This is a genomic window from bacterium SCSIO 12643 (assembly GCA_024398135.1).
Classification (GTDB): Bacteria; Bacteroidota; Bacteroidia; order Flavobacteriales_G; family Salibacteraceae; genus CAJXZP01.
The window spans coordinates 2,733,551-2,759,575 of the sequence record CP073750.1 but is presented as its reverse complement, the minus strand read 5'-3'; the positions used below and the strand labels follow the sequence as shown (position 1 = coordinate 2,759,575).

29 protein-coding genes and 1 other RNA gene are annotated in these 26,025 nt (G+C 35.0%); 28 read left to right on the top strand and 2 right to left on the bottom strand.

The window, feature by feature from the left end; all coding sequences use genetic code 11:
- Nucleotides 1-3 precede the first annotated feature (3 nt).
- Together KFE94_11985 and KFE94_11980 are read left to right on the top strand one after the other, a co-directional pair.
- Complete coding sequence (locus KFE94_11985; protein ID UTW65372.1) at nucleotides 4-873, top strand: RNA polymerase sigma factor RpoD/SigA; 870 nt, start codon at nucleotides 4-6, stop codon at nucleotides 871-873.
- Nucleotides 874-990: 117 nt separating this feature from the next.
- Complete coding sequence (locus tag KFE94_11980; protein ID UTW65371.1) at nucleotides 991-1,554, top strand: DNA-3-methyladenine glycosylase I; 564 nt, start codon at nucleotides 991-993, stop codon at nucleotides 1,552-1,554.
- Between the two features lie 2 nt (nucleotides 1,555-1,556).
- Here KFE94_11980 and KFE94_11975 read toward each other — a convergent pair whose 3' ends face one another.
- Nucleotides 1,557-2,771: an alanine dehydrogenase gene (locus tag KFE94_11975; GenBank protein UTW65370.1), complete on the bottom strand. Its 1,215-nt coding sequence runs from the start codon at nucleotides 2,769-2,771 to the stop codon at nucleotides 1,557-1,559.
- Nucleotides 2,772-2,955: 184 nt separating this feature from the next.
- Here KFE94_11975 and KFE94_11970 point away from each other — a divergent pair, with 184 nt between their 5' ends.
- The 24 genes from KFE94_11970 (at nucleotide 2,956) to KFE94_11855 (ending at nucleotide 23,513) form a co-directional block, all read left to right on the top strand.
- Entirely contained in the window at nucleotides 2,956-4,110 is a 1,155-nt protein-coding gene (locus KFE94_11970) for a hypothetical protein (GenBank protein ID UTW65369.1), read from the top strand.
- Between the two features lie 113 nt (nucleotides 4,111-4,223).
- Nucleotides 4,224-4,620, top strand: a transfer-messenger RNA (tmRNA) gene (gene ssrA, locus KFE94_11965).
- Nucleotides 4,621-4,886: 266 nt separating this feature from the next.
- Entirely contained in the window at nucleotides 4,887-5,216 is a 330-nt protein-coding gene (locus tag KFE94_11960; GenBank protein UTW65368.1) for a hypothetical protein, read from the top strand.
- 97 nt (nucleotides 5,217-5,313) lie between these two features.
- On the top strand, nucleotides 5,314-5,706 hold the full coding sequence (locus KFE94_11955) for a hypothetical protein (GenBank protein UTW65367.1): 393 nt from the start codon (nucleotides 5,314-5,316) through the stop codon (nucleotides 5,704-5,706).
- A gap of 206 nt (nucleotides 5,707-5,912) precedes the next feature.
- Nucleotides 5,913-6,554: a hypothetical protein gene (locus KFE94_11950; GenBank protein ID UTW65366.1), complete on the top strand. Its 642-nt coding sequence runs from the start codon at nucleotides 5,913-5,915 to the stop codon at nucleotides 6,552-6,554.
- A 134-nt stretch (nucleotides 6,555-6,688) separates the two neighbouring features.
- A complete protein-coding gene (locus KFE94_11945; GenBank protein ID UTW65365.1) occupies nucleotides 6,689-7,126 on the top strand; it encodes a hypothetical protein in 438 nt (145 codons plus the stop codon).
- Nucleotides 7,127-7,447: 321 nt separating this feature from the next.
- A complete protein-coding gene (locus tag KFE94_11940) occupies nucleotides 7,448-8,086 on the top strand; it encodes a hypothetical protein (GenBank protein ID UTW65364.1) in 639 nt (212 codons plus the stop codon).
- Nucleotides 8,087-8,103: 17 nt separating this feature from the next.
- Nucleotides 8,104-8,427 carry an antibiotic biosynthesis monooxygenase gene (locus KFE94_11935; protein ID UTW65363.1) on the top strand — a complete coding sequence of 108 codons (324 nt, stop codon included), beginning with the start codon at nucleotides 8,104-8,106 and terminating at the stop codon, nucleotides 8,425-8,427.
- Nucleotides 8,393-9,118, top strand: a complete 726-nt coding sequence (locus tag KFE94_11930; GenBank protein ID UTW65362.1) for an SDR family NAD(P)-dependent oxidoreductase — start codon at nucleotides 8,393-8,395, stop codon at nucleotides 9,116-9,118. The genes KFE94_11935 and KFE94_11930 overlap by 35 nt, the downstream gene beginning before the upstream one ends.
- Nucleotides 9,112-9,567, top strand: a complete 456-nt coding sequence (locus KFE94_11925; protein UTW65361.1) for a DinB family protein — start codon at nucleotides 9,112-9,114, stop codon at nucleotides 9,565-9,567. The genes KFE94_11930 and KFE94_11925 overlap by 7 nt, the downstream gene beginning before the upstream one ends.
- 628 nt (nucleotides 9,568-10,195) lie before the next feature.
- Nucleotides 10,196-11,068: a hypothetical protein gene (locus KFE94_11920; GenBank protein ID UTW65360.1), complete on the top strand. Its 873-nt coding sequence runs from the start codon at nucleotides 10,196-10,198 to the stop codon at nucleotides 11,066-11,068.
- Between the two features lie 149 nt (nucleotides 11,069-11,217).
- Nucleotides 11,218-12,474, top strand: a complete 1,257-nt coding sequence (locus tag KFE94_11915; protein UTW65359.1) for an erythromycin esterase family protein — start codon at nucleotides 11,218-11,220, stop codon at nucleotides 12,472-12,474.
- A gap of 77 nt (nucleotides 12,475-12,551) precedes the next feature.
- Complete coding sequence (locus KFE94_11910; GenBank protein UTW65358.1) at nucleotides 12,552-13,469, top strand: M28 family peptidase; 918 nt, start codon at nucleotides 12,552-12,554, stop codon at nucleotides 13,467-13,469.
- 12 nt (nucleotides 13,470-13,481) lie between these two features.
- Complete coding sequence (locus tag KFE94_11905; GenBank protein UTW65357.1) at nucleotides 13,482-13,973, top strand: hypothetical protein; 492 nt, start codon at nucleotides 13,482-13,484, stop codon at nucleotides 13,971-13,973.
- A 125-nt stretch (nucleotides 13,974-14,098) separates the two neighbouring features.
- A complete protein-coding gene (locus KFE94_11900) occupies nucleotides 14,099-14,530 on the top strand; it encodes a hypothetical protein (protein UTW68269.1) in 432 nt (143 codons plus the stop codon).
- 142 nt (nucleotides 14,531-14,672) lie between these two features.
- Nucleotides 14,673-15,158: an SRPBCC family protein gene (locus KFE94_11895; protein ID UTW65356.1), complete on the top strand. Its 486-nt coding sequence runs from the start codon at nucleotides 14,673-14,675 to the stop codon at nucleotides 15,156-15,158.
- A 9-nt stretch (nucleotides 15,159-15,167) separates the two neighbouring features.
- Complete coding sequence (locus KFE94_11890) at nucleotides 15,168-16,082, top strand: helix-turn-helix transcriptional regulator (GenBank protein ID UTW65355.1); 915 nt, start codon at nucleotides 15,168-15,170, stop codon at nucleotides 16,080-16,082.
- A gap of 128 nt (nucleotides 16,083-16,210) precedes the next feature.
- Nucleotides 16,211-17,296 (top strand): hypothetical protein, encoded by a 1,086-nt coding sequence (locus KFE94_11885; protein ID UTW65354.1) that lies wholly within the window; start codon nucleotides 16,211-16,213, stop codon nucleotides 17,294-17,296.
- A 270-nt stretch (nucleotides 17,297-17,566) separates the two neighbouring features.
- The gene (locus KFE94_11880; protein ID UTW65353.1) at nucleotides 17,567-18,385 is read left to right on the top strand and encodes a hypothetical protein; all 819 of its coding nucleotides are present in this window, start codon (nucleotides 17,567-17,569) and stop codon (nucleotides 18,383-18,385) included.
- An 18-nt stretch (nucleotides 18,386-18,403) separates the two neighbouring features.
- On the top strand, nucleotides 18,404-19,669 hold the full coding sequence (locus tag KFE94_11875) for a hypothetical protein (protein UTW65352.1): 1,266 nt from the start codon (nucleotides 18,404-18,406) through the stop codon (nucleotides 19,667-19,669).
- Nucleotides 19,666-20,601 carry a glycosyltransferase family 2 protein gene (locus tag KFE94_11870; protein UTW65351.1) on the top strand — a complete coding sequence of 312 codons (936 nt, stop codon included), beginning with the start codon at nucleotides 19,666-19,668 and terminating at the stop codon, nucleotides 20,599-20,601. The genes KFE94_11875 and KFE94_11870 overlap by 4 nt, the downstream gene beginning before the upstream one ends.
- A gap of 1 nt (nucleotide 20,602) precedes the next feature.
- Nucleotides 20,603-21,778: a hypothetical protein gene (locus tag KFE94_11865; GenBank protein ID UTW65350.1), complete on the top strand. Its 1,176-nt coding sequence runs from the start codon at nucleotides 20,603-20,605 to the stop codon at nucleotides 21,776-21,778.
- Nucleotides 21,779-21,782: 4 nt separating this feature from the next.
- On the top strand, nucleotides 21,783-22,532 hold the full coding sequence (locus KFE94_11860) for a glycosyltransferase family 2 protein (GenBank protein UTW65349.1): 750 nt from the start codon (nucleotides 21,783-21,785) through the stop codon (nucleotides 22,530-22,532).
- Between the two features lie 12 nt (nucleotides 22,533-22,544).
- On the top strand, nucleotides 22,545-23,513 hold the full coding sequence (locus KFE94_11855; GenBank protein UTW65348.1) for a hypothetical protein: 969 nt from the start codon (nucleotides 22,545-22,547) through the stop codon (nucleotides 23,511-23,513).
- Nucleotides 23,514-23,565: 52 nt separating this feature from the next.
- On the opposite strand, the gene KFE94_11850 is transcribed toward KFE94_11855, so the two are convergent.
- Nucleotides 23,566-24,828 carry a phosphatidylserine decarboxylase gene (locus tag KFE94_11850; protein UTW65347.1) on the bottom strand — a complete coding sequence of 421 codons (1,263 nt, stop codon included), beginning with the start codon at nucleotides 24,826-24,828 and terminating at the stop codon, nucleotides 23,566-23,568.
- A 253-nt stretch (nucleotides 24,829-25,081) separates the two neighbouring features.
- Between KFE94_11850 and KFE94_11845 the strand changes: the two genes are divergently transcribed.
- Both KFE94_11845 and KFE94_11840 read left to right on the top strand, forming a co-directional pair.
- Nucleotides 25,082-25,477 (top strand): hypothetical protein, encoded by a 396-nt coding sequence (locus KFE94_11845; protein ID UTW65346.1) that lies wholly within the window; start codon nucleotides 25,082-25,084, stop codon nucleotides 25,475-25,477.
- 33 nt (nucleotides 25,478-25,510) lie between these two features.
- Complete coding sequence (locus KFE94_11840; GenBank protein UTW65345.1) at nucleotides 25,511-25,984, top strand: OsmC family protein; 474 nt, start codon at nucleotides 25,511-25,513, stop codon at nucleotides 25,982-25,984.
- Nucleotides 25,985-26,025: the final 41 nt, after the last annotated feature.

The window sequence follows — 26,025 nt, the reverse complement described above, 5'->3', positions numbered from 1 at the left end:
GGTATGCGACAATTACGAATAACAAAACAGATCACGAACCGTGAAACGGCATCGTTAGAGAAGTATCTTCAAGAAATTGGACGTTTAAGTTTGATTACTGCTGAGGAAGAAGTCGAATTGGCACAACAAATCAGGGCTGGAAACAAAGAAGCTTTAGACAAGATGACCAGAGCCAACCTAAGATTTGTGGTTTCTGTGGCTAAACAATATCAGAATCAAGGACTCACGCTTCCTGATTTAATCAATGAAGGTAATTTAGGATTGATTAAAGCTGCAAAGAAGTTTGATGAGACCAGAGGATTTAAATTTATTTCTTACGCAGTATGGTGGATTCGTCAATCCATTTTACAAGCATTGGCAGAACAATCCAGAATTGTTAGACTTCCATTGAATAAAATCGGTGCAATCACCAAAATCAATCAGGTCTTTTCCAAATTAGAACAAGATATGGAACGTCCACCAACAGCAGATGAAATTGCTGATATTATGGACTTACCAATTGCGGACGTTAAAAATTCATTGCGTCAAAGTCAAAGGCATGTTTCCATGGATGCTCCTGTATCCAGTGATAATGGTGATGAGCGTAGCATGTATGACATGTATAAAGAAAATGATGAAGCACATCCTGATCAAAATCTAATCTCAGAATCACTTAAACAAGAAATCAGAAGATCATTATCTACGCTGGCTAAACGTGAATCGGATGTATTAAGATTATACTTTGGATTAGAAACCAAACCACCCCACACTCTAGAAGAAATTGGAATGATGTACGGATTAACGCGCGAGCGTGTACGTCAGATTAAAGAAAAAGCATTAAGAAGATTAAAAACATCTTCAAGATGCCATCAACTACGTCCTTATTTGGGTTAACACCTTACGCATATTTTAACGAGTAGCCGTCCTTTACTTTTTTGATTTGTGAAAGACGGCTATTCTTTTTTTAGCCCCTCCTATCTATACTTCAGTTCATTTTAATAATTTTCGGAAATGAAGAAAAAATGTGACTGGTGTCTAAATCAATTTGAAGCTTACGAAAAATATCACGATGAAGAATGGGGCGTTCCCGTTCATAATGATCGTACCCATTTTGAATTTCTCATATTAGAAGGTGCGCAAGCCGGACTCAGCTGGGCCACAATTCTAAAACGCAGATCAGGTTACCGAAAAGCCTTTGCTGAATTTGACGTCCATAAAGTAGCTCAATTTACTGAGGAAAAAATCCAAAGCATTCTCCAGGATCCTGGAGTCATCAGAAATAAACTCAAAGTCAGAGGAGCTGTTACTAACGCTCAAAAATTTATTGAAGTCCAAAAAGAATTTGGATCATTTGACCAGTATATATGGAGCTTTGTCCACCACTCCCCTATTGTTAATCAATGGAAAACTATGAATGAAGTACCTGCAACTTCACCGGAAAGCGATGCACTAAGCAAAGACATGAAAAATAGAGGGTTTAAGTTTTGTGGTAGCACAATTATGTATGCCCACATGCAAGCATGCGGGCTTATCAATGACCATACTGTAGATTGTTTCCGATATCAGGAAGTATAAATTTACTTTCCGTCTACGTAATTCTGTAAATATTGATGATGCTCAGTCAACTGACCATCTTTAGCAATAGTCGCTCGCTCTAATATTCCTTCCGCATCATTATTCAATAATTGAGGCAAAATATGCTGAATCATTTCGTTTCCAAAACCTTCGGAAGCTGCTGATGGAAGTTCGCAAGGTAAATTGTCCACAGCCATTACTGTGATGGCGTCCATATTATCATAATTCGTTTCAGACTCAGAAGATGCCATATATCCATATAACGGATCTGCAATAGTTGAGGGTCTCAACGTAGATGCTACTGGTCCATCAATATCACAACTAATATCTGCCACCACCTGAATTTTAAACTCCGGATGCTTGGCCTCTTCTCTGGTGAAAATAAATGGAGATTCTTCTGCATAAAAATGCCCTGCAATGTATAAATCTGTTACACGTGCAAATCTGAAAAAATCTGAATCGTATTCCTTGTAATTCGTATAGAAATCAGAACGAGGTTTCACAGCTCCATCCTTACGTTTATTGTAATCATCAACAAACAGCTGCGTATACACAGGCTCATCATAAGTTTCAGTTAAATAATCGTCAGCTGAAACTTTCTTTAAACCCATCATACCCATCACGTCCAAAACACCTTTCGCTACACGACCTCCTCCGGTTAAAGCAATTTTTATGGCAGGTAATTTTGCTTTCTTTAATTCATTAGCCATATCCTCCAATGAGGTCAATTCTAAAGCTGGACATAAATCAAAACTTTTATGTCTTTTTCCCCAGGCCATAATTCCGTTATAAGCCCCTACGATACCTGCATAATATCCAAAACCAATTAATCGTGTTCCAGCCGCATTGGTTAATCCTTCGTAATCAATCATACGAATATTTTTATCCAGTATCGCTCTCAAAAGATCACGGTTATAAGGTTGTTCTTTAGTGGTATGCGAGAAGAAAAAATATGTTTTATTCGCTACCAACATATCAATAGGAACTTCTTTTACCCCAATCAATACATCCGCATCATTTACCTCTTCTTTAACAGGTAAACCCAGATCAGCATATTCAGCATCTTTAAATATACGTACCTGGGAAGATTGTACCGATAAATCAATATGTGGAAATTTTTCTTGCACCTCAACACATTGTTTAGGTGTCAATGGAACACGCATATCCGGTGGTGTTTTCCCTTCCTTTATTATAGCAAGTTTTAGGTCCTTATTCATAATTGCAATTTTACAACCAATCCTTTATTTTTCAATGAGAAAATCAATTTAAATCCAGTAAAAAATCGTGTTAAACATCTTTAAATTACCATCATATGCGATATCTCCGAAATATAAAATTCCATGGGTTGTTTGTTTTTCGTCCGAAGTCTAATTACTTTTAGTTTACAATTAATTGACCAACATGAGAAATCAACTATACTATCCACAATCCATTCGCATACTATTTGTTTTAGGCCTTCTGATATCAGGAAGTACTTTTTCCTATGCGCAGCAAGAACCAACTCAAGATTCTCTGGTATGGAAATATAAATTACCCATCTGGGGTCAAAAAGCCGCTGAACGTGGATATAAGTTACAACTCCCATACGGAATCAATGCAATGTATGTAAATACTATTGTCGGATTGGATATCAGTCAATTCAAACTCACAGTTGGAGATGGTTCACATCAAGATTTTATAGATGAGAAAATAAATGTGAATACGCTTAACTTCACAAAAGTACGTGCATACTTTAACGGATTTAATTTTAGACCGGATGCCTGGATATTTCCTTTTTTAAACGTTTACGGAATCATCACCACCGGTGCCGGAGCCACTGAAGTTGAACTGGCTCCCAGAATACCATATGGAGACGGAAACGATATACTTCAACTACCTTCGTTTGGATCTAAAGTGAACTTCAAAGCCAATGCCTATGGACTAGGTGGAACTTTCGTATATGGTTTTGGCAGAAACTATTTTGTGAGTGCTGATGCAAATTACAGTTGGACTGTTTCAGACTTATTGGAAGACAATGTGGGAGTGGTAACGGCTTCAGGTCGCGTGGGAGAACATTGGAATCTGGGAAAAAGAAAAGACAAAAAGTTAGCGGTCTATGTAGGATTTATGTACCGAAATTTCACCAATTCAAAAGGAACCCGTGGACAAATCAATTTATCGGAAGTTTTTCCAGATTTAGAAACCAATGTGAATAATGGGATTAACAACAGAATTGAAACGAATCAACAAACCATTTCTGACAACACGGATTTAATCAATAGTTTACACCCAATTGACGATAGAGAACAAATTGCAGACTTACGCGCAGAAAATCGCGTACTTACTATTAAAAATGCGGCATTAACCGAAGTTTCTGAAGGTCTCAGCGAATCGGGAGTATTTGATACGGAAATCAAATATGAAATCAAAAAAACGATGTTGCAAAACTGGACGTTTGAATTTGGTGCCTCTTATAACTTAAGTGACCACTGGGCGATCAGGTCAGAGATTGGAGCTTCCAAAGAACAAACACTAATTCTCGCAGGTCTTGCGTATCGATTTGGTTTGAGGAAATAGATCAAAATGAGCACATTTTAGCTGTATTAGGCGGTATATATGCATTTTTTAAGTTTTTTTTAATCTATTCATTGTATTTGTCACTGCAATTCAATTTAATTTGCAGCAATATCGGGGTCGACTGGTTTTGACAGCGAGGTCAACCGTTTTGTAAGCAAGTGGAGCCTTGTGGTATGGCTCTTTAATTCAATACTGCAAATTTTAACAGGCGAAAATAATTACGCTCTTGCTGCCTAATTCACCAAGTGAATTACGCTTCATCCACTCTACAAGGTAGGGGGACGAGATGCCCTGAGATAGACCCTGCCTAGCGGTTTATTTCACCCAGGGTACCATTAAAGTTGGGTTAGGATTTGTTCGGCTTCTGTTCAAATTCGAGATTAACGAAGCTAAGTTTTAAGTGGGCTGTTAGTGGCCAGCTTATTTTCGAAAATTAAGCACTGACTAAACTTGTAGAAAGCTCAATGTTTGCTTGTTTGGACGAGGGTTCGAATCCCTCCGACTCCACAGATTTTGAAAGCCGATTCATCAATTGATGAATCGGCTTTTTTATTTCCATCCGAATGAAGCGTGCTCCAATGAGGAGTGGGAATAAAAAAGCACTAAAATGCATCGCATTTTGGCTTTCAAAATCTGTGAATTATAACCAACGAATGGGATCACGACCGGAGGGAATAATCCTATAAAGCACTAAAATCTTAACGTCCTTTTATTTCTTCAAATAATTGTTTCAAAGTATTTTTAGAATCTGATTCTTAACTAAAATGTAAAAGAAAATGGCACTCCTTGATGAAATCCTAAACAGTGGTCTGAATCTTTCTATGGAATTTGGAAAAAATCTACGTCAGCCTATAAATAATAGATTGATCAAGTTATTTCCAAATCTTTCAAACTCGCAACTAGAAATGTACAATAGTGAATGCTCTTGTGCTAGAGATTATGGATTAAACTTAATTTACGATCTATATTCAAAAAATACGTGGAAAGTGGATGGGAAAAAAATTGAAAATGAGTTTTGTAATAATTTTAAAAATAAGTATCCATGGGTATCTGATTCTAATTTAGTAAGGTTATTCAACCAAGGTTCATATTATGCTTGTAAATAACCAACGAATGGGATCCCTCCGACTCCACAAATAGGAATATGTAAATCAGAATAATTATCTTATTAAATACTATTTTATAACTTGAATTAACAAACCTGTGGATAATTCTTTAGAATTTGAACTGATTTGTGGAGTCGTTTCTGAAAAAGAGGAAGACGTATATGTTGGAAATCAAAATCTCGATCCTACCCATCCGATTCTAATGAATAAGGATTATAGGTATAAAATTAAGTTTGATAGTTATATCGGTTATTCAGTATTGGACGAAAGTTACACTGACAAACTAGGAGATAATTTTACTGGAAATAACCTGAGAATTTACTCTAGCTCAAATTTCTTAGACTACATAAAAGCAGATACTTTTACCTTCATAGATTCTCCAGGAGATTTTAGGCATTATGTCTTCCTAAGTGAAAACCATATATTGAATGTAGTAGCAGAATCAGAACAGAAATTGGAAAAAAATAGCTACACACAAAACTGCATATAGTATATAGGGCGTTCGGTGGTTTACAAAAATTCGTGATATTAAAAACAAAATACAACGCTTTGACTCAGCGCAAAATTGATAGTATATTACTTTCTAATGCCCTACTTGCCATATACTAAACGTTAGCCTTAATTTGCTAGATTAAGCCATGAATTAAATTATACCATTTGTAAACTATGAAATCAAACAAAATTAAATCAAGAATTATGGGGAATAGAATTCTATTTATAACATTATTTCTTTTTGTAATTGTATCCGGTAATGCACAAGAACTAAAGAATGGAGGATATATGAATTTCAATGAAATTAACCTATCCAAACCTACATATGATTCTAGCTTTAAAATTATTGAAAGAACAACTGGGCAAATCAAAGCTATTGGAGGTAATGATTATTATATTGAATCCGAACAAGTTTCAAAGAAAATAATTAAAAAAGAGATTTGGGGAGTTGTCAGTGATAATGTTTTGTATTTAAACGGAATTCCAATAACTGGATTAATGTGGTATGCAAAAGTAGAACATTATGGAAAATATTGTTTTTTAAGGCCAGCTTACCCTTCTAATCCAAAGATAAAGGAAGAACTAGGATTGAATAATAAGGAACTGGGTTATATGTTTGGAGCAGTTGGAGGAGCTATACAAGGGGCTACGTTAGCTATGTTAAGGATCCCTCTTATATATGAATTGGAAACAGGTAATAAAATGCTATTGACAGATCATAATTTATCAAAACTTCTGGAAAACCATACAGAACTTAAAAATAGATTTGATAAAGAGGTCGATAAACAGAATGAAGATATTCTATTAAAGTATTTAATAGAATTAAATGAATTGGTAAAAAACTAAGGCTAACAAAAAATAAAAAATACGGGCATGGTATGATTTCAAACAGACTGCTGTATTTGAAAATGACACGGTTTAAGTTATCTAATCGGTACAATTTTTATTTAAATCGTTGGCAAACATTTAAAATAAACTCCATGCTTAGAACATTAATTTTCATATCAATCGTAATATTCACCGTCAATTTAGCACAAGGACAAACTTACAATTACGATCATATTTTTAACGAATGGAAAGAAGGTGAAATTGATATAAATGAAAATGTAAGTGATGGAGGTACACGAAGAGGAGGTTGGAATTTTTTGACTATTAATAAGGACAGCACCGTGATTTATGCTAGTGCTTTTACTTGTGGTTTTGGTTCCAAAAGAATAGGTACTTGGACTCTTGACCAACAAAATAATATAATCACTTTTTTATTTAAGAATACTGAAGGATACATTAACAACCCTGAAAACGGTGAAATTGATCTTACAAAAACTTATCTTATAAAAAAATTGAATGAGACCGAGTTAATACTAATTTATCAAAACGGAAATCCGCCAATACAAATAGCATTTTTTGCAAACCAATAATTAAAACGATTTACTATAATGGCTATAAGTAATTGCTTGTTCTCGCCTACTCCTGAAAACACTCTTTCAACAAACCAACCTCACCTAATTGGTTCGACATAAGTCTCCCCCTACCCCACAAAATGGAACATACAAATCAGAGAGCATCTTATCATATTAGTTTACAAATCTTTAAAACATCATCAACACTTATATCCAACCACAATGTTTGCCGCCATTTGCAATTATCTAAATGGAACTATTACCTTTATACACTTGTTGGCAGTAAATAGAAAAACTGCATAAATAATTGCAAACACAACCGAAAATAATGTTTTGAAAGTGAAAAAATTATACTTAATCTCTGGGATACTTTTTACACTATTAATTGCTTGTAGTACAAGTGTCCAAAACAAAAAAAAGTACGTTTATTATCTCCACGGTAGAATAATTGAAATTCAAGGAAAAGATGCCGTCAGCCCTGAATATGGGAAGTACGAATTTGACAGCATCGTAATGGCTTTAAGAGCCAGGGAGCATATAGTAATTGCTGAAGTAAGGACTGAAAATGTAGACTATCTAACCTATTCCAATAAAGTTTCTACAGAAATTGATAGTTTAATCAACATGGGTGTTAAGCCAATAGACATAACCATAATTGGCGCTTCTAAAGGAGCAATAATCGCAAGTCATATTTCAAATATTAACCTGAACCCAATTAATTATGTCCTTCTTGCAGGAAATAACGAATATCAAGAAAAGAATAACAATTGGAAATTTCATGGGCAAGTCTTGTGTTTCTATGACCTCTCGGATAGCATTGCAGGAAGCAATTACGATTATTGGAAAAATAAAGATAATTATACTACAAAATTTGAGCAAATAGAATTAAAAACGCATTTAGGACATGGTTTTCTATACAAACCATTAAATGATTGGATTGAACCCACAAGAAAATGGATATCAACTCAAGAATTATAAAAGAAAAAAACAACATTATGATAGCAAATACACCTGAAGCACCATACTACGCTGTTATTTTTACTTCAACCAATACCGAAGACGTAGAGGATTACTCAGAAATGGCGGAACGAATGGTTGAATTGGCAAGTAAACAAGAGGGGTTTCTTGGAGTAGAAAGTGCAAGAAACGAAGTCGGTATTACGGTCTCCTATTGGAAGGATTTGACCGCTATTAAAAACTGGAAGGAAAATGCGGAACATTCCTTTGCTCGGGAACAAGGTAGAAAAAAGTGGTATCAATCCTACAAAACAAGAATTGCAAAAGTTGAAAGAGACTATGGCTTTGAAAAAGCAAAATAATGTTCTGATTACAGGGATTAATCGAGGACTTGGCAAAGAGTTATTTGAGCTTTTAATTTCAAAAGGATATACTGTTTATGGCATTCTAAGAAATAAATCAGAAGCCGAAAAGTTAAAACCTAAACTACCAAAAAACGGAAGAATTATCCTTACGGATTTATCGTCTGACCAATCTATTCACTCCATTCAGAAAACTATAGGACAGAATCCGATTGACTTACTGATCAATAATGCAGGTATTGGTGGTAAATCACATTTAATAGACCACGTAACATCAGAAGAGATTTCAACTCTCTTTAATATTCATTGTCTTGGTGTTTTCAGAACAACCAAAGCTGTAAAAGAAAACCTTTTAAAAGCTAAAGCACCAATTGTATTGAATCTTAATAGCAGATTAGGTTCTATTACAAGACAAAATAATGGTACATATGAAAACATAACGGTTAGCTACTCATATAGAATTGCAAAAGCTGCTCAAAATATGCTAACCGTCTGTCTGAGAAACGAATTTAAAGATGAAATTAAGTTCTTAAGTGTTCATCCAGGAAAAATGAAAACAAAAATTGCCCAGGTTGATGCCGATACGGTGCCAAGTGTAGTTGCGAATAGAATCCTTGAGTTTTATGAAAATGGAAGATTAAACGAAGAAAACGGGATTATTGAATTAGATAAAGAAATAATCGAATGGTAAAAATCAAAGTCATCAGAAAAATTGAGCGATTAATTAATCAATCTGCGGATTACATCAATAAGTATTCGGAAGATGAACTTTCCTTAAAATTGAATCCTAAAAAATGGTCTAAAAAGGAAATACTTGGTCACCTGGTAGATTCAGGTATTAATAACCTTCAAAGATTCACTGAAATTCAATTTGAAGAAAAACCCTACCAGTTAAAATCTTATAGACAAGACGAATTAGTACAAGCAAATAATTATCAAGGTGCTGAGACAAAAGATATCCTGGATTTATTAATCGCGATTAACAAAAGAATAATTGATGTGGTAAGACTTCAAACCGATGAAACTCTTAATTATGAAATTATAACTTCTAACAATAAAAAGTTGGACTTGAAATACTTGATTGAGGATTATGTTAAACATTTCGAACATCATACAAAGCAAATAATTGACCAGACATAAATCCCTCCTGCTTCAGAAATTATAAAAGTCCGTTTTATCTACAAACATCGGGAATTAAGGACTAGTTCTTCAATATTTTAATTCTATGTTTCACAGGCATAATTAAACCAATAAAGATGTAACTTTAGCCAGTTGTTATATTTAATGGACTTTGGGAAGATCTAGATTCATATTAGTACTTTGTTGTTTTCTAGCCCTATTCTATTTTGATGGGCTTGGCCAGTCTAACAATCTAAATTGGTGTTTTGAGAAAGAGGTCTCTGAACTTCAGTTGAATGATACCATTTATTCTTGTATTAAACCTAACCAGAATTTTTTCTACTTTAAGAAATTCGATTCAGATTCCGATAAATCACGAAAACTTATTTGTAGTTCGAATATTGAGCAAAATAATCCTGGTGAATTATTCTACTTCAAAGAACAAACCGAAGAAAACGTTACCCGGATAAGAATTAGAATCGGACTAAGAATGATTATAGCTCATATTTATTATATCAATGACCAAAAAATACTAGTCATCAAACAGAACACATATCTTGATTGATCAAGAATAAACAATATATAACAATACCTAAAATAGCATAAAACTAAGTTTTAACCAATTACTAAGCACAATATTCAATGCAACATGAAAAATCTATTTTTAATAGGATCAATTCTTTTAATCACTTCTTGTAAAGCCCAGGAAAAACAAAGTGAATTGACATATGAAAACTTTGATCAGCAGATTCTAAACTATGAACCCGAGCAAAATGGTGCTTCCGAAAGTTTATATAAAGATGCATTGCTGTTTTTGAACGAAACCCAAAATCGAATAAGAAAAAACAAAAAGGCCGATAGAGCTGATTATTGGAATATTCTTACGGTATTCAACAATGTGAATGAATCTAACAAGTACATAGATATTGCTTTCAATAAATTTATACAAACCGAAGGAAGTTGTGCATATTTAATCTCTTGTGAAGCTTTATTCGAAAAATACAATGATTACATAGAGTCTAAATTCAGAAAACAACTTGAAGTTTGTAATAATGATCCTCAGAGTGTAAAAAAAGAAGCCTTTAACATTCAGGAATATGCGAATAAAAATGGATTAGATAAATCTCTGATAGCTGTAATCAATCAGATTGGTATAGCCGACCAAAAAGACAGATACAATGATGAAGTACAAAACAAACTTGACCTAATAAACCAACAAAAAATAGATTCCCTTTACAACAAGTATCAAACCTATATAGGCAGAACACTGGTTGGGAATCAATTTAATAGCGTAATGTGGCAGGTAATTCAACATTCTAATTTGACTTACATGGAAAAATATCTGCCGGTAGTAGTTACTGCTGTAGAAAATGAGGAATTGGGTCAGGAAGCTTTGAAATATCTGATTGATAGAATTTATTCTGAAAAATATAATTATCAGATATTTGGAAGTCAAGGAAACACAAAAATAACTGATGATAAAACGCGAAAAGAAGTTAAAACAAAATATGGAATCGAATAAACTCCATGTCTAGTATTGGCTTTTACAATTAAGAAAATAGACTGATCTCTAATACCAAAAGTGAACCATACAATCTAACCTCTTAATACTCGAATTTGAAAACACAAAGACTTATTTTTAGCCGCTAATCGTAATGCATTTAAGAACCTATGAAAATAATATGGACACTTTTTCTATCCCTGTTTTTGTTAAGTAGTACATCGGTTGAACCATGTAACTCCGAATTAGAAAAATATGCTACCGGATTTGAAGGTATAAAGGCCGGTTCATTCTCTTTCCTGGATAATGAATTAGATGATATTCAAATTGTCGGATATGGAGAAGATACCCACGGAACAGCTGAATTCACCATCCTGGCAGAAGAATTAATGATGTATCTATCGCGAAAGCATGGATTCAAGGTTCTCATTTTGGAAACAGGATTTGGTGAAGGTCAATATTTAAATGATTTTATTCAAGGTAAAAATGATGACTTAAAATTCATTATGAATGAACGTAATCAAACATGGAGATATCGAACCAAAGAGTTCTACCATATGATGAATCGTCTCAAAGAATACAATCAAAATCACTCTGATAAAATATACATCTATGGTTGTGAAATGCAGTATATAGTTTCCGACTTAAACAGAATTCAGGGTTATTTGAATCAGGTAGGATCGGAGTATGAAATAAGCGGATTCCAAAAACACAATTTATGGCAAGGTTTCGAAGAGAATGAAAAAACAGATTGTTTTAATTCATATGCCAATCTAAAAAAGTATTTTATCGATAATCAAGAGTTTTTCATAAACAAAACGTCTGAAAAAGATTTTCAAATTGCTTATCACCAGGTAGAAGTATTAGGACAGTTTGCAACTACAATTAACCAAACGAATCAACGAAGAAAAGGAGATTTTCGAGATATCTACATGGGCGAAAATATTGAGTGGATTATGAACTTTCATGAAAATCAAGCCAAAGCGCTTTATTGGGCACACAATGCACATGTTGGAGATTGGGTAAATAATGGGAATGTCGATGTTACAGGACACCAATTACGTAAAATATACGGAGACTCCTATTTTAACATTGCAACGGATTTCGGAACTGGAGAGTTTATTGCATATCCAGCTGATGCGGGGCAGACCGGGAATTGGCGATTTGAAACTTTTAGTCATCAAGAAGTTTTAAAAGGCACATTTTCATACTGCTTACAAACAATGGGAAAGCCCAATACATTTTTAAATTTGAGAAAGGCCAGAAAAGATAAAACGCTAATTACATATCTCAACAGCGAATTAACAACAATGAGTGGTGCAGGTGCTCAGGTGAGAACTCATAAGACGGTGACTAATGATATTGGTAAAGCTTTTGATGGGTTAATTTATCTAAACAACACCAGTAAAATAAACTGGGAAAAATAGTCCCCTTCAACTTCGTCATTCAGAAAAATAAAAATGTACCTTTAACCGTTACCTCTTAGTGATTACCAATATTTACTATGAAAACGTATACCTTAATTCTTACCATCATCGCTTTGTTCGCAAATAGTGTGCATGCCAATCCGATAGATACACTTAGCATCAGAAAACACCTCAATCAAATCATAAACACAGAACACCCTCGAAATCATCAAAACATTGAAACACTCAATTACGTGGCAGATTACATCTTTAATGATTTTAATAAATATGCCGATAGTGTGTATTATCAACCTTATGTAATTGGCCAAACAGAATACAAAAATGTAGTCTGTGTATTTGGTAGCCAGAATGCACAAACCATTGTTGTTGGAGCGCACTATGACGTTTGTGGAGATCAGGATGGAGCCGATGATAATGCGAGCGGTGTTGTTGGGCTACTAGAACTAGCAAAATTGTTACAAGGTAAAAAGTTAAAATACCGGATAGAATTAGTCGCTTATACGCTGGAAGAGCCTCCATATTTCAGGACAGAAAATATGGGAAGTTATATTCATGCAAAATCCTTGTATGAGAATCAAACCGATGTTTATGGGATGTTTTGTTTAGAAATGATTGGCTATTTTGATGACTCAAAAAAATCTCAGGATTATCCGATCAAACCGCTTTCATTGATATATGGAAACAGAGGTAATTATATTACTTTAGTCAACAAACTTTCTAAAGGTAAATTCTCCAGAAAGTTTAATGCTCGATTTAAAAATCAGCGATTAGTCAAAACCAAAAAGTTTACTGCTCCGGCTAAACTCCCGGGCATTGATTTTTCTGACCATTTAAATTATTGGGCGTTTGATTATAGTGCACTGATGATTACGGATACTGCATTTTATCGCAATAAGAACTATCATGAAACTACAGATACCATAGAAACTCTAGATTTAATAAGAATGAGTAAAGTAATTGAATCTGTTTATCATACGTTATTGTCAATGAAATAAAGCCCCTTTAAAATGAAAAGAATCCTTACTATAATTATCTTGACTTTAGTTGGACAGATTTTACTGGCCCAAAAACAAACTACAAGAACCGAAATAGATACTATCGAACGATTTCCAAACAAGGCCTTTGTTGAATATAAAACCTTTTCTGACTCGGTATTAACAGAAGAAGCACAGGCTTATCTCTACCCTACCATACTAGAATTTCCAAAGTATAGAATTCTAAGAAATGTATTTACTACAGAAATTGAAGTCGACAGTATTGTCTTTCACGGAACCAGAACTTCATACCTTAACACTGGAGAATTCAAGGTAGAAAAATATGAGTATGGCACATTGCTCTCGACCAGCTATTTCGACTCAAAAGGAGAACAAATCTCAGAACAAGAATTTAAAAGCCATAGACTCAGAATAGGTCCATGTGGAAATACTTCTGGGTACTTCTTTATTCGAGGTAAAAAAGAGAAAAAACGAAAAAAGAAAGCGAAAAATGATATGCTGTAAATAGCTACCCTTTGCAAAATTTATTACAATTCCCTTTATCCTCCTAAAGACTAAAAATGGGCATATTTGACTTTTTTAAAAACAAGAAGAAATCTTCAAAACAAGACCTTCCTCTCTATAAAAAAATAACTATTGATTTACAGAAGAAAACACAAACTAAAAACGGGACAATTGAAACATACTGGTTCGAAAATGAACATCTGGGCCTAAAGAAAACACTATTCCATAAAATTACAATTCCTTTAAATCCATTTAACTCTGGCTTTGAATACGAATCTCAACCTTTAGAAACTTGTCTATTAATAGACTGGTTGGACTTAAATCTAACGAATCCTTCTGATTTGCATGGAATGATAATCACAAGTAATAAATATCCAAGCGTTGAAGGTTCAATATATGTCGGAAACGTGCATAACCCTTTTGACATTTTACAGCTATCCTTTCAAAAAACTGACGAAAAATCCTATAAAATAAAAGGACTTATATCTATTGACTTCGAGCATGAAATGACAGCTAATAAAGAATCATTTAGTTTTCAAACTACCATTAGTTTTTAATTAGAGTGTATACCTTCCAAAGTATAAATTACTACATTTAATTTCTCGAAAAAAGCATACAACAATCCGCAATTAGTATACATCTCCCGGTTAGACTTTTTCAAATTTTGCTATTCGTATAAATCAAATAACGAATAGTCATATGCAAGAACAAATTCAGGTAAAAAAACTAAAATCCTCACACCGAAAAATCTACACAGATATTGTTATCGATGCACCCGCAGCACAAGTATGGGAAGTACTTAAAGACACAAAATCCTATCAAAAATGGGCAGCCTTCTTAGTTGATATCGAAGGCGAATTAATCAACGGCCGGGAAATCACTGCCAGATTCCAATTAGATCCTAAAAAGGAAAAATTCAACACGATTAAACATACCATTCAGGTAAGAGATGGTGAAGAGTTTTATTGGGCAGAAAAGGGACCTATGGGGATTTGTGACAATCACCACTTCAAGGTGGAAGCTATCGATAATAAAACCTCAAGATTTATTCAGAATGATGAGCTTACAAAAGGGGCCACCTGGCTTTTAGGCGGATACTTATCCAAAGTGTATGTTAAAGGCTATCAGGCTTTCAATCGTCAATTAAAAAAGGAAGCTGAATTTAGGTTTGAATTAAATAAGTAATATTACAGGATGAAAGACATTATTCGTGTAAAAAGCATCTCGGAGCTACATCAGTTTTTAGATCTTGGAAAACCCAAACACCCTTTAATTTCAGTATTTCCATATAATAGCAACCAGCAAGGTCAGGTAACGGGGAACTTTAAATATTCGATGGATTTATTTCAAATAAGTTTAAAGGGAAACTGTCCACTTATGATCACCAAATATGGAAGGAACTCTTACGACTTTCAGGAATGTTCCATGATCTTTACTGCTCCAAATCAGGTTTTGGAATTTCATGCAGATTACAAAACTGATGATACGAATTGTTGGACACTTGTTTTTCATCCTGACCTTATTCGCAAATCGGCACTTGGAAAAAACATTGACCACTACTCTTTCTTTTCTTATGCTTCAAACGAAGCACTCCATTTATCAGACGAGGAGCGAAAAACAATTACCGATATCACTTATAAAATTGAAAGGGAATACAGTAATAATATAGATTCGCATAGTCAGACACTCATCATTTCCAATTTAGAATTGCTGCTCAATTATTGCATTCGTTTTTATGATAGACAATTTTATACCCGCACAAACCTGAACAAGGATATCGTTATTCAATTTGAACAGTTATTGAAACAGTATTACGAGGAAGAAAAACAACTAGAGCTAGGAATCCCAACGGTTCAATACTGCGCGGATTTTATGCATATATCCCCCCAATATCTTAGTGATCTTCTTCGTAAAGAAACCGGAAGTGGAGCACAAGACCATATTCATCAATACATCATTGAAAAAGCAAAAACGCTTCTACTTAACTCAAATAAAAGCGCTAGTGAAATAGCCCATTCTTTGGGGTTTGAATATTCACAGTATTTCAGCAAAATATTCAAAAAGAAAACCTCTATGAGTCCAAAAGCATTTAGACTGAGCTTAAATTAAATGGCCAAATATCGTTTATGAAATCAGGGCTATCATTTATGAAGTGATCACGGATGTTCATAAACTAAGTGAAAATATTGAACAAGTATGCCGTTACATTTGAGGTATAACTTTAACACAATATTTCTATGAAAAAATCAATTGTAATTTTAATCTTTATTCTCCCATTCATAACTCTTGCGCAATACGATGATGGATTTTTAAAAGAATCTTTTTTTGTCCGACAACCCAGTACCAGATCAGAAGCATTGGGTAAAGCCTATGCTTCCATTGAGGGTGACCTATCCTCTATATTCTACAATCCTGCGGGTACCGCTACCTTAAAAGGGCTTGAGTTATATTCTTCATTTGCGAGTCCATTATACACTGCCGAAGATGCATATTTCAACTTCATTAGTGCAGGGTATAACTTCAATAAATACCTTACCGTTGGATTCAGTAGAAATCATCTTTCACTGGAGACAGATATTCTCTTTACAGATGAAAACGGCAATTCAAAAACATCAAGGCCCCAAAACACATTTTACACGCTAAATCTTTCATCAGAACCTATAAAAAATTGGTTTATTGGATTAAACACCAACTACATGATTTGGGAGCCTATCGACCAGTCCTTTAATACTCTGTTTCTGGATTTTGGGATAATTAAGAAATTTGAAATTGGAGACTCTGAGAACCAATCACTCAATATTGGAACAAGTATCACCAACTTAAACTTCGCAAAAATTGAATTGAATTATAATAACAATACCCATATAGATACCCTGCCAGTAATTTCACGTATTGGTGCAAATTACAATGTATTTCTAGACCGAAACTATTTATTTGACACGCTTCATACTTTTAGCTTTCTAGCTCAGGCTGAATATAAATTCTTATTAAACTCTAAATACCAAACAGGTTTCCATTCCGGATTAGAAGTAGGATTCTTAGAAATGCTATTTCTACGTATGGGATACTATTATGAAAATCATAATGATTATGGTTTCCCGGATAGCAATGTGGATCATCTTAGCGAAATCACTTACGGATTTGGAATTCAGATTCCATTGAGTAAACTCACTAAAATCCCACTGAACATTGCTTTTGATTATACCTCTTTACCTCAACCCAGTTATTCGAAAATCAACACAGATTGGGATAACTTCACTTCTTATAGTTTTAGAGTGAATTGGGTGATAAATAATCATTCGAATAACAATAAAACCAAATAACATTTATTATTTAAAATCTAAAAAAAGCCAATCAAAATGATTGGCTTTTTTTATTCAATTCAGGTAATCTAACCTTAAACTAAAAAGGAAACAACTCATTCCCCTTAATCAAGTAATTTCCACCAGTTTCTTAAAACAGGTAATTACCTCGTTTTATTTCTTGTATAACCCCGTTACGTTTATAGCTGTCAAATATGCTCTTGTTTGCGACTCTCCACAAGCAAGCATTCATAACACTGAATCGAACTAAAACAATTATAAACAAACACTATGAACAACTTAATTTCAATTATCACACCTGTGATTGATCAAATGGAGGATTCACATATCAAATCACAATTATTAACCTATTTCCCTTTACAAAAGGTCCAGTTTGAAACCATCGAAAATGCATTTAGAGCACTTACATCAGGAAAGCAAGACCCTGACACGCTTAGATCATTCTTTAAAAGCTGGAGCCAAACCAACAACAGTGCGGTAACCGTTGCCGGCTTAAGTAACCGAATGACTATGATCGTACATAAAGATCAACCCGTAGGAAGCGAACACGACCTGTTTAAATCCGTGGCGAGCTTGAATCGAATTGTAGATGAAGATTTGGCTGTAGTGGGACACGTGCTACACTCAAAATTATTTTACACGATGGCGACCAATATCTCCGGTGATGATTCCTGGCTATCAAATAAATATTTAAATACAGAAGCGATCAACTTCAAAGCCTGGAAGGATAAAAACTCTTTAAGAAATAAAGACATCATGATTGGACTGTTGACCACACTCGTACACGAAATCTATACACATGGTGAAGTGGAATTTATTATTCCATTATTTGAAAACTGGTTAAAAGCTGAAACGGATTTCTCTGATTCTGAAATCAAAAAGTCATTAGCATGGATCAGTGTACACTGCGGACCAACAGAGAAAAACCATTTCTTCCATGCAGTAGATGCAGTGAATTCATTCTCCAAAGCATTTGACATCAACATTCAGGATTATGATTTAAAAGAAATTATTACCGATTATCTGGATTTAAAGTCTAAAGTGATGGCGACTTTAAACGCTCAAATTGCTGAGGAAAGTTTCGTATAATCTTCAAATAAACCACACATGAATACCCCAAAACAAATTGAAGACACATATGCCATTTCGCTTTCCAAAACGCATCTAGATTATTCAGATTTATTACCAGAGCTTAGGAAATACTTTAAAGATATTCCTTTCAATGGTAAGAATACGTTTATGAATGTTCCCGTGGAGGTAGAATCCACTCAACTAAATGCGTATAGCAAATTATGCAGCATATTGGAACGTGCGCTTCATCAGGTCGTAACGCATTATTTTGAAGATGAGAGAATACGTAACATCTATCAATTAGATTCCGAATTGGAATCCATATTAAAAATCGCAGCCCCTACTCCATATGAAGTGGGGCTTTATCGTCCGGATTTTGTCATCGATAAAAATGGACAATCCAAAATTTGCGAGATCGGTTGTAGATATCCTTTGAATGGATGGATGTTGAGCTATTATATGAATTTAATTCTGGACGAACTCTCTCCAACCATAAACCACGATTGGCATGCTATTCCCAAACAGACTGAATTCGTATCTGTACTTGCCGGCAGTTTAGATTCTAATGCCCCATTGTACTATGTACATGAAGATGAAAAAGGAACGGAAGCTTATCAATTTTTTGATGAAATCAATAAACATGGTTTTTCAATTGCAGATATTTCAACTCAAAAACTAGAAGTTACTCATGGAGAACTTACAGTAAATGGAGAAATCGCTGAACAGCTCATTCTTGAACTGGATCGGGAAGAATTGAAACGTATCAAACCGGAAGTGATCAAAGCACTCGTTCAATCAAAAAAATGTTTAAACGATGTACGTACGCTTATTCTCGTTCATGATAAACGAATCCTTTCGGTGCTGTATAATCAATCCATTATGTCTGATTATCTAAGGCCAGAAGACTATGCTTTTTTAAGACGTTTTCTGATTCCTTCATATACCCTCGATTCGGAACAAATAAGACACCGACTTATACATTCTTCATCCAATTGGGCCCTCAAAAAAAACAGTGGTGGTCGTGGGATCGATATTTATGTTAAAGATGATTGTACATCTCAAGAATGGACTGACGTCATTACCAACGAATGGTCTCAATACATGGTTCAGGAATATGTGGATCAACAGGAATTTGAACTCAATAACCATGATCAAAACGAATCCATAAATATCGTTGGAATGTTATTATGCCATAACGATCGATTCTTTGGGACGGGAATCTTCAGAGGTTCGTCCAAAAGTGTAATCAATGTACACAGTGGAGGCTATATTTTACCCAGCGCAACATCAGATCCATCATGAAGTTTTCTATAGTCGTTCCGTTATACAATAAAGTGAATTATGTTGAAGAAACATTGCAATCCGTATTTGACCAAACGAAACTGCCTCATGAACTGATTATTGTAGATGATCAAAGTACCGATGGTAGTCTCCAAAAAGCAAAAGCTTTTTTAGATCGTCTCCCTTCAAAGTTTAATGAAGTACGAATTGAAATCATTGAACTTGAAAAAAACGGAGGGGTTGGTCGTGCCCGAAATATAGGTTTTGAAAAAACCACAGGAGATGCCGTCAGTTTTTTAGACGCTGATGATATTTACGCTCCGGATTTATTAGAAACAACAGATGAACTCATGTCATCTCAAGGGATTGATTTTTTAGTCGTAGGGATTCATTTATTTCCAAGTAATGAAGTCTCTCCAGACCTAAGAAAACTCAATCAAAAATTAGCCACCATTATTCCGGATGCATATCGCATGGAAGAACCTTTAAAAGTGGTCACATCAATGGAATTTTTAATGGGCGTAGGGAGTAATCTGATCGTCAAAAGAAAATGGATGGAGGCGTTCAAATTCTATGAAAAGCCTAATTTCTACGAAGGTATTGATTATTGGTATCGTGTTTTAAAACATATTCTCAAACACAAAAGCGACAGTATCGGACTTTTAATGGGCGACCGACTTAAAGTTCGTGAAGTTCCAGGTAGCGCATCTCGTAAGAGGTTCCAGCATTGGAAGGAAGCCTACTACCCTCCTCTACTGATCACATTTAAAGGAAGCAATGACACTTACGATAAACTGATGATGGGGGTCGTTGGTAAACGGTGGTTACGCTACTGCATTCGCAATCTCAATACCATGCAACAGAAGCTTATTTTCATCTATAAATACAAATACCTGTTTTGGAATCAATTCAGATACTTCCTACTCAGAAATTTTCTCCAAATAACTTCATAACATGATAGATAAACGATTACATGATCATTTTTCCATCGTCAGGGAATCTCCTTTATTCAAGAACTATTACCAACACGTGGGTTATACTTCAACTCCACCAGTGATGGAGAAACATATACTTCGAGATGTATTGGAGGATCAATTTGATCTCCAATCCGAAACTAAAGGGGTCTATTTAGTACGTTCCGGGGGCTCCACAGACAAACCCTTAATCTTTCCGGTTGACATCAAAGAGAATCTATACCAGAGAGAATTACTAGCAAAAGAACTGATCCGATATGGAATGTTTAATTCCAAAACCATTGCCTTAAATTTATTTAGCTATTGTGATATGTATCGTTCAGCCGGAATTTTGGATGATATTTTGGAACGCTGTCAGGCAACTACGATTCCTCTTGGGTCTAAATCTTCATTTGATTTTATGCACACCACCTGCATCAAGTTCAAACCCAATATGTTGATTGGGACCCCATCCGTTCTAACCTTATTTGCCAAATATCTATCTGACAATGACCTAAGTGTTTCTGTCGATAATTTGATGTTTGCAGGAGAATATGTTCTGGAGTCCCAGGTAGAACTTTTTCAAAAGGTATTCAATACAAAATGTATCTACTCACTATACGGCTCTGCTGAAACCGGAATTTGGGGATGGTCCACATATACGGGTAATACCACCTCTTTTGAAATTCTTGACGACATCATTGTAGAAATAGAAAATCCTGACCTGGAAGGTAACGGCACTATAATAGTTACCAACTTATTACGAAAGCGTTTTCCTGTTTTTAGATATGCCATGGGCGATGTCGGTAAATTGGAATATAAAAATGACAAACGATTTCTGGTATTGAAATCCAGAGCACCCAAATCATTTTCCATTGAAGCCAACTCCTATTTTCTAAATGACTTTGATGAGCTTTTAGATATTGTAGATCGTTTTCAAATTCAGCTTTCTATGATTTCTAGTGTATTGACCCAATTAAAATTCTTAGTCATTAAATCAGATTGCAAAAAAGAAGAATCACATCAAATCGTCCAACAAGTCACTGATGCTTTGCATCAAACCTTAGATATGAATCCTGCATTTCTAAAACTAGAGGTAGAACTGGTTTCCGAATCCGAGCTATACGCCAATCCAACTACTTCAAAAACACCTCTGATTGTTGATTCCAGAGAGTAAACATATGACTTCAAATACAGATCTCCATATTGAACTTTATGTGCTTTGTTTTAATGAAGCCAAAATGATACGGCATACATTGAACTATTACTCTAAATTCTGTTCTAAAATCACCGTTATAGATAATCAAAGCACTGATCAATCTATCCAATTCGCGCGTAGATTCAAAAAGGTAGAGATTAAAACACTGGACTCGGGTAATGAATTTATTGAAGATGTTTTAACCGAATCCAGAAACAATTGTTGGAAAGGAAGTACAGCTGATTACGTCATTGTTTGTGATATGGATGAGTTTTTATATGATGACCATCTCATAGAAAAACTTCAGCTCGCAAAAGAAAAACATATAGCAATGCCTATGATTACGGGTTACAATATGATGCATCCGGAATTTCCTGTAGACTATGATCAACTCATTACCGAACAAGTGAAGCGAGGAGTTAAATCATGTCGCTTTGACAAGAACATCATATTTGATCCTAAAAGAATTAAAGAAATAAACTACCGTCCGGGAGCCCATATCTGCTATCCAGAGTTTTACGAAGGCATTATTGTAGAACCGTTAATAGAACTAAAACTATTGCATTTTAAATATCTCGGACGAGATTATTTATACCAAAAACATAAAGGGTATGTGCATCGTATGAGTGACATCAGTAGAGAAAAAAGACATGGATACGAATACCTGGACGGAAATGATCATGTGGATCAGGTTTTCGATTCATCCAATCATCTCACCCAAATCATTAATTAACCCATCAATACTATGGATTTTACAATAGAATTTACATCAGGAGGAAATCACGGACATCAACTTAAAGATGCATTGGGAGGCTTAACCATTGGCAAATTAATGAACCTAAACTTTGTCCATACCCCATATGAATATCTGGATTATTTCGGATTTGGGTACCAATGTCCGATTGTAGAGAAATCCGAACGATTATCAAAATATAAACGCGTGGTACGCGTAGAAGGCCCACTTTGGTGTGGTATAGATGACTATGATGAACTCTTAGAATATTTTGACAAAGCTCTCCCAGAAAGGAATGATGATACTTTAGTCGTATTTGAAAATGCGCTAAGAATCCACCCTTTCCAAACGATTCCCTGGTATCTGGAAGGAAAAACAGATCGGAATATCTTTTCTGAAATTCAAGAAGAAGCATCCAGCAAATTCAATGATTTGCATTCTTTAAGTGTTACAGATTTCAAATCGCCCATCGAAGTGGCCATGCATATTAACCGGGGAACCGATTACGATAAAGAAAAATTTCCCCATCATTTTACCACACCGTTTGCAGTGAGATACATGTTTGACATGGATTACTATGAAAATATCCTTCTACATATCGAAAAGGCATATGGAATCGGGAATGTGTATTTCAACATCTACACAGAAAAAGAAAACTCAGAAGATATCGTAGATCGATTTAGTACAAGAAATCATACCTCCGTACATATTGGTTCAAATCGAGAAGAAAAGAATTACGACCAGATTCATTCCATTTTTAAGGCCTTTGTGGAAGCTGATATTCTGGTATGCTCCAACAGTAGTTTCTCGGTGATGTGCGCGTATTTCCGAAAAGGTAGAAAAACGGTATATCATCCACATCTTCAATTGAGATATTTACCGGAGCCCAACTATATCGCGACAGATGATCATGGGAATCTGGACATTGAACTCCTCCAGCAGAAAATCATAGCAGATCGATACCTGGTAGCTCAGGAGTAAAACAAAACATAAAAAAAGTCCTGAAGCATTCTTCAGGACTTTTAGTTTTTAACTACCAGTTAATTACATCTGTGCGTTTTCCCAGACATTGTCTCACCTTCATGAGTACCGGATGGTCAGGGTCTTCAACAGGTTTTTCACCTACTTTAAACTGTAAATCCATTCCTGGTTCAAAGGCTAATACAATAGATGAACCTCCATAACCGAAGTGTCCCATGTATTGTCCTTTTTCAATGACCGCATTAGTTTCGATTGCATTTTCAATACTTCCAACACCCCAGAAGCCAATCGCTATCATAGCTACGAGCCCCAGATTTTCAGTTTGAATCACCCAAACATAACGCTGATGTTTCCCTAATTTTTCGTACCAACCTACACGATCGCTATCAGGCGGTAAATTTGGTGCATAATGATCTTTTGGATCATAATCTCCAAAATCATAATTATACGAACCTTCATATAAGCCCTGCTCGATAACTCTACCTGAAATCGGTGCATGGAAATGGTGATAATCCGTAAACCAAAGTAGAATATCTAACAATGGTCCACCCAGGAAATTTCGTCCATATCCAGGGATCGCCTGTAATAAATCAAAACGATCTGACTTACCCGGTAAATCATATGTTTTGCTCGCTACCTGAGCAGCATCCGCAACATTCTCTATGATATTGCCACGCGTTAAGTAAAAGATTCCACCGTCACATGGCGCTGCAATTACATCAGCATCCGGTCCAGCAGTACACAATGGTCTTTGACCCTCTTTTAAATTACGTAAGAAAAACTGGTTAAAAGATGCAAATCCTCCTTCAGGAACTTCATAATCATTGATATTAAAAGGATGTGCATTTGTACCTGAATAGGTCATCCATTGGCTTAAAGTCCCTGTAGAAGATGTACTGTTGATCCAGTCTCCATGGAAATTTAAGAACGAACGGAACCAGGGTTTGAAATCTGTATCATTCACCAATATTAAACCTGAGTCTGTATTTACGAAGTAATCCCAGTATACAATATACTTCCCAGGACCTTCCGGTGTCTCTGGAGTTGATGGTGGTGGCGTAAATGTCAACCACTCTGTAAAAAAGTCCTTCAAGTTTTTTTCACGATGCAGGTACGGTAACCAGTAAGAAGCCGTCTTACCTCTACTTTGGATGTTTTGCTCTGAACATACTTGCGACAATGCATCCAGATATAACAAAAGGTTTCTTGAATTCGCAAAGATCAGATCAAGCGCAGCAATATGTTGTTCTGCAGCTTCTTTTTTTGTATTCCAATCTATAGGTGTTGGAAGTTGAATGGGTGTAATTTCACTCATGATGTTTTAATTAAATTGTTATTCCCTACTCTGTTTTTAACAGGGTTTTCAGGTTTTGCCCCCGCAATCCAAAAGTGATCGTAGCTACTCTTATAAATTCTTGCTCTTGATTGCATTCCAAATCTCTGATTAATGCTGAATAATTTTAATAGTATAAATACCCGTTTTAAAAATCGGGTATTTATACCTGAGTAGATTGACAATTTAACGGGGTGATTTATCTTTAGCCATTTATTGTATTTAATTATAAATGGTGAAAACAAATTTTGTTTGGATATTGCTTTCGACTTTAATAATAAGCTGTTCTGATTCCATTGAGTTGAAGGATGGAGTTTATTTAAAGAAAAACAACCCTAAAAAATTTGAGTTGATTTTTGACCGGGAAACAGAAGAAAAACGGACATATAAAAATGTTGATTCTCTATCCATTGCCCAAGATTATTATGGCTTTTTATTTTTTGGAGCCAGGCCTGGAGATGCTGAGAAAAAATGGTACTATGTCACTGGTGCTTCATTAGAATTCAAAAAAGAATTTGGTTCCTGGTATGATTCCGAATTCAGAAAATATAGAATAAATGAGCTCCCAAATGGCCGACAACTTTATGAGAATTTACAACCGACTGAGCAAATTTGGAATGCGTTCAACTAAAACCACATCATCTTAAAAAGGTGATAGCTCTATATGAAAAAACATAATTACGAAGTCAAAATTGAGTGGACGGGAAACGAGGGAAATGGCACACAGAATTATACATCCTATAACCGCAACCATACCATTACCAGCAAGGGAAAATATAATAGTATTTTAGGTTCTTCCGATCCATCATTCTTAGGTGATCCAACCAAATTCAACCCAGAGGATTTGTTTTTATCTTCCTTGTCTGCATGTCATATGCTCTGGTATTTACATTTATGTTCAGTGCATAAAATCGTGGTTACTGAATATTCTGATAATGCCACAGGAGTAATGGAAGAAAGTCAAAGCGGAAGTGGTAGATTTACAGAGGTAACTCTTCATCCAATAGTAAAAATCACAGACGGTAATATGATCACTAAAGCCAATGAACTGCATGAAGAGGCCAATAAAATGTGTTTCATCGCCAATTCGTGTAATTTTAAAATTGAACATCTTCCAAATACAACCATTGGGAAATAAATAATAGATACTTTAGCCCCTTTCAAGTCTCAAAACAAAAA

Bases quoted from the DNA above. Each gene is read 5' to 3' on its own strand.
- KFE94_11935 (UTW65363.1), top strand. From the start codon at position 8,104: ATGATAGCAAATACACCTGAAGCACCATACTACGCTGTTATTTTTACT.
- KFE94_11970 (UTW65369.1), top strand. From the start codon at position 2,956: ATGAGAAATCAACTATACTATCCACAATCCATTCGCATACTATTTGTT.
- KFE94_11895 (UTW65356.1), top strand. From the start codon at position 14,673: ATGCAAGAACAAATTCAGGTAAAAAAACTAAAATCCTCACACCGAAAA.
- KFE94_11980 (UTW65371.1), top strand. From the start codon at position 991: ATGAAGAAAAAATGTGACTGGTGTCTAAATCAATTTGAAGCTTACGAA.
- KFE94_11945 (UTW65365.1), top strand. From the start codon at position 6,689: ATGCTTAGAACATTAATTTTCATATCAATCGTAATATTCACCGTCAAT.
- KFE94_11860 (UTW65349.1), top strand. From the start codon at position 21,783: ATGACTTCAAATACAGATCTCCATATTGAACTTTATGTGCTTTGTTTT.
- KFE94_11960 (UTW65368.1), top strand. From the start codon at position 4,887: ATGGCACTCCTTGATGAAATCCTAAACAGTGGTCTGAATCTTTCTATG.
- KFE94_11920 (UTW65360.1), top strand. From the start codon at position 10,196: ATGAAAAATCTATTTTTAATAGGATCAATTCTTTTAATCACTTCTTGT.
- KFE94_11855 (UTW65348.1), top strand. From the start codon at position 22,545: ATGGATTTTACAATAGAATTTACATCAGGAGGAAATCACGGACATCAA.
- KFE94_11890 (UTW65355.1), top strand. From the start codon at position 15,168: ATGAAAGACATTATTCGTGTAAAAAGCATCTCGGAGCTACATCAGTTT.
- KFE94_11910 (UTW65358.1), top strand. From the start codon at position 12,552: ATGAAAACGTATACCTTAATTCTTACCATCATCGCTTTGTTCGCAAAT.
- KFE94_11950 (UTW65366.1), top strand. From the start codon at position 5,913: ATGGGGAATAGAATTCTATTTATAACATTATTTCTTTTTGTAATTGTA.
- KFE94_11975 (UTW65370.1), bottom strand. From the start codon at position 2,771: ATGAATAAGGACCTAAAACTTGCTATAATAAAGGAAGGGAAAACACCA.
- KFE94_11925 (UTW65361.1), top strand. From the start codon at position 9,112: ATGGTAAAAATCAAAGTCATCAGAAAAATTGAGCGATTAATTAATCAA.
- KFE94_11870 (UTW65351.1), top strand. From the start codon at position 19,666: ATGAAGTTTTCTATAGTCGTTCCGTTATACAATAAAGTGAATTATGTT.
- KFE94_11885 (UTW65354.1), top strand. From the start codon at position 16,211: ATGAAAAAATCAATTGTAATTTTAATCTTTATTCTCCCATTCATAACT.
- KFE94_11905 (UTW65357.1), top strand. From the start codon at position 13,482: ATGAAAAGAATCCTTACTATAATTATCTTGACTTTAGTTGGACAGATT.
- KFE94_11915 (UTW65359.1), top strand. From the start codon at position 11,218: ATGAAAATAATATGGACACTTTTTCTATCCCTGTTTTTGTTAAGTAGT.
- KFE94_11865 (UTW65350.1), top strand. From the start codon at position 20,603: ATGATAGATAAACGATTACATGATCATTTTTCCATCGTCAGGGAATCT.
- KFE94_11880 (UTW65353.1), top strand. From the start codon at position 17,567: ATGAACAACTTAATTTCAATTATCACACCTGTGATTGATCAAATGGAG.
- KFE94_11985 (UTW65372.1), top strand. From the start codon at position 4: ATGCGACAATTACGAATAACAAAACAGATCACGAACCGTGAAACGGCA.
- KFE94_11840 (UTW65345.1), top strand. From the start codon at position 25,511: ATGAAAAAACATAATTACGAAGTCAAAATTGAGTGGACGGGAAACGAG.
- KFE94_11875 (UTW65352.1), top strand. From the start codon at position 18,404: ATGAATACCCCAAAACAAATTGAAGACACATATGCCATTTCGCTTTCC.
- KFE94_11850 (UTW65347.1), bottom strand. From the start codon at position 24,828: ATGAGTGAAATTACACCCATTCAACTTCCAACACCTATAGATTGGAAT.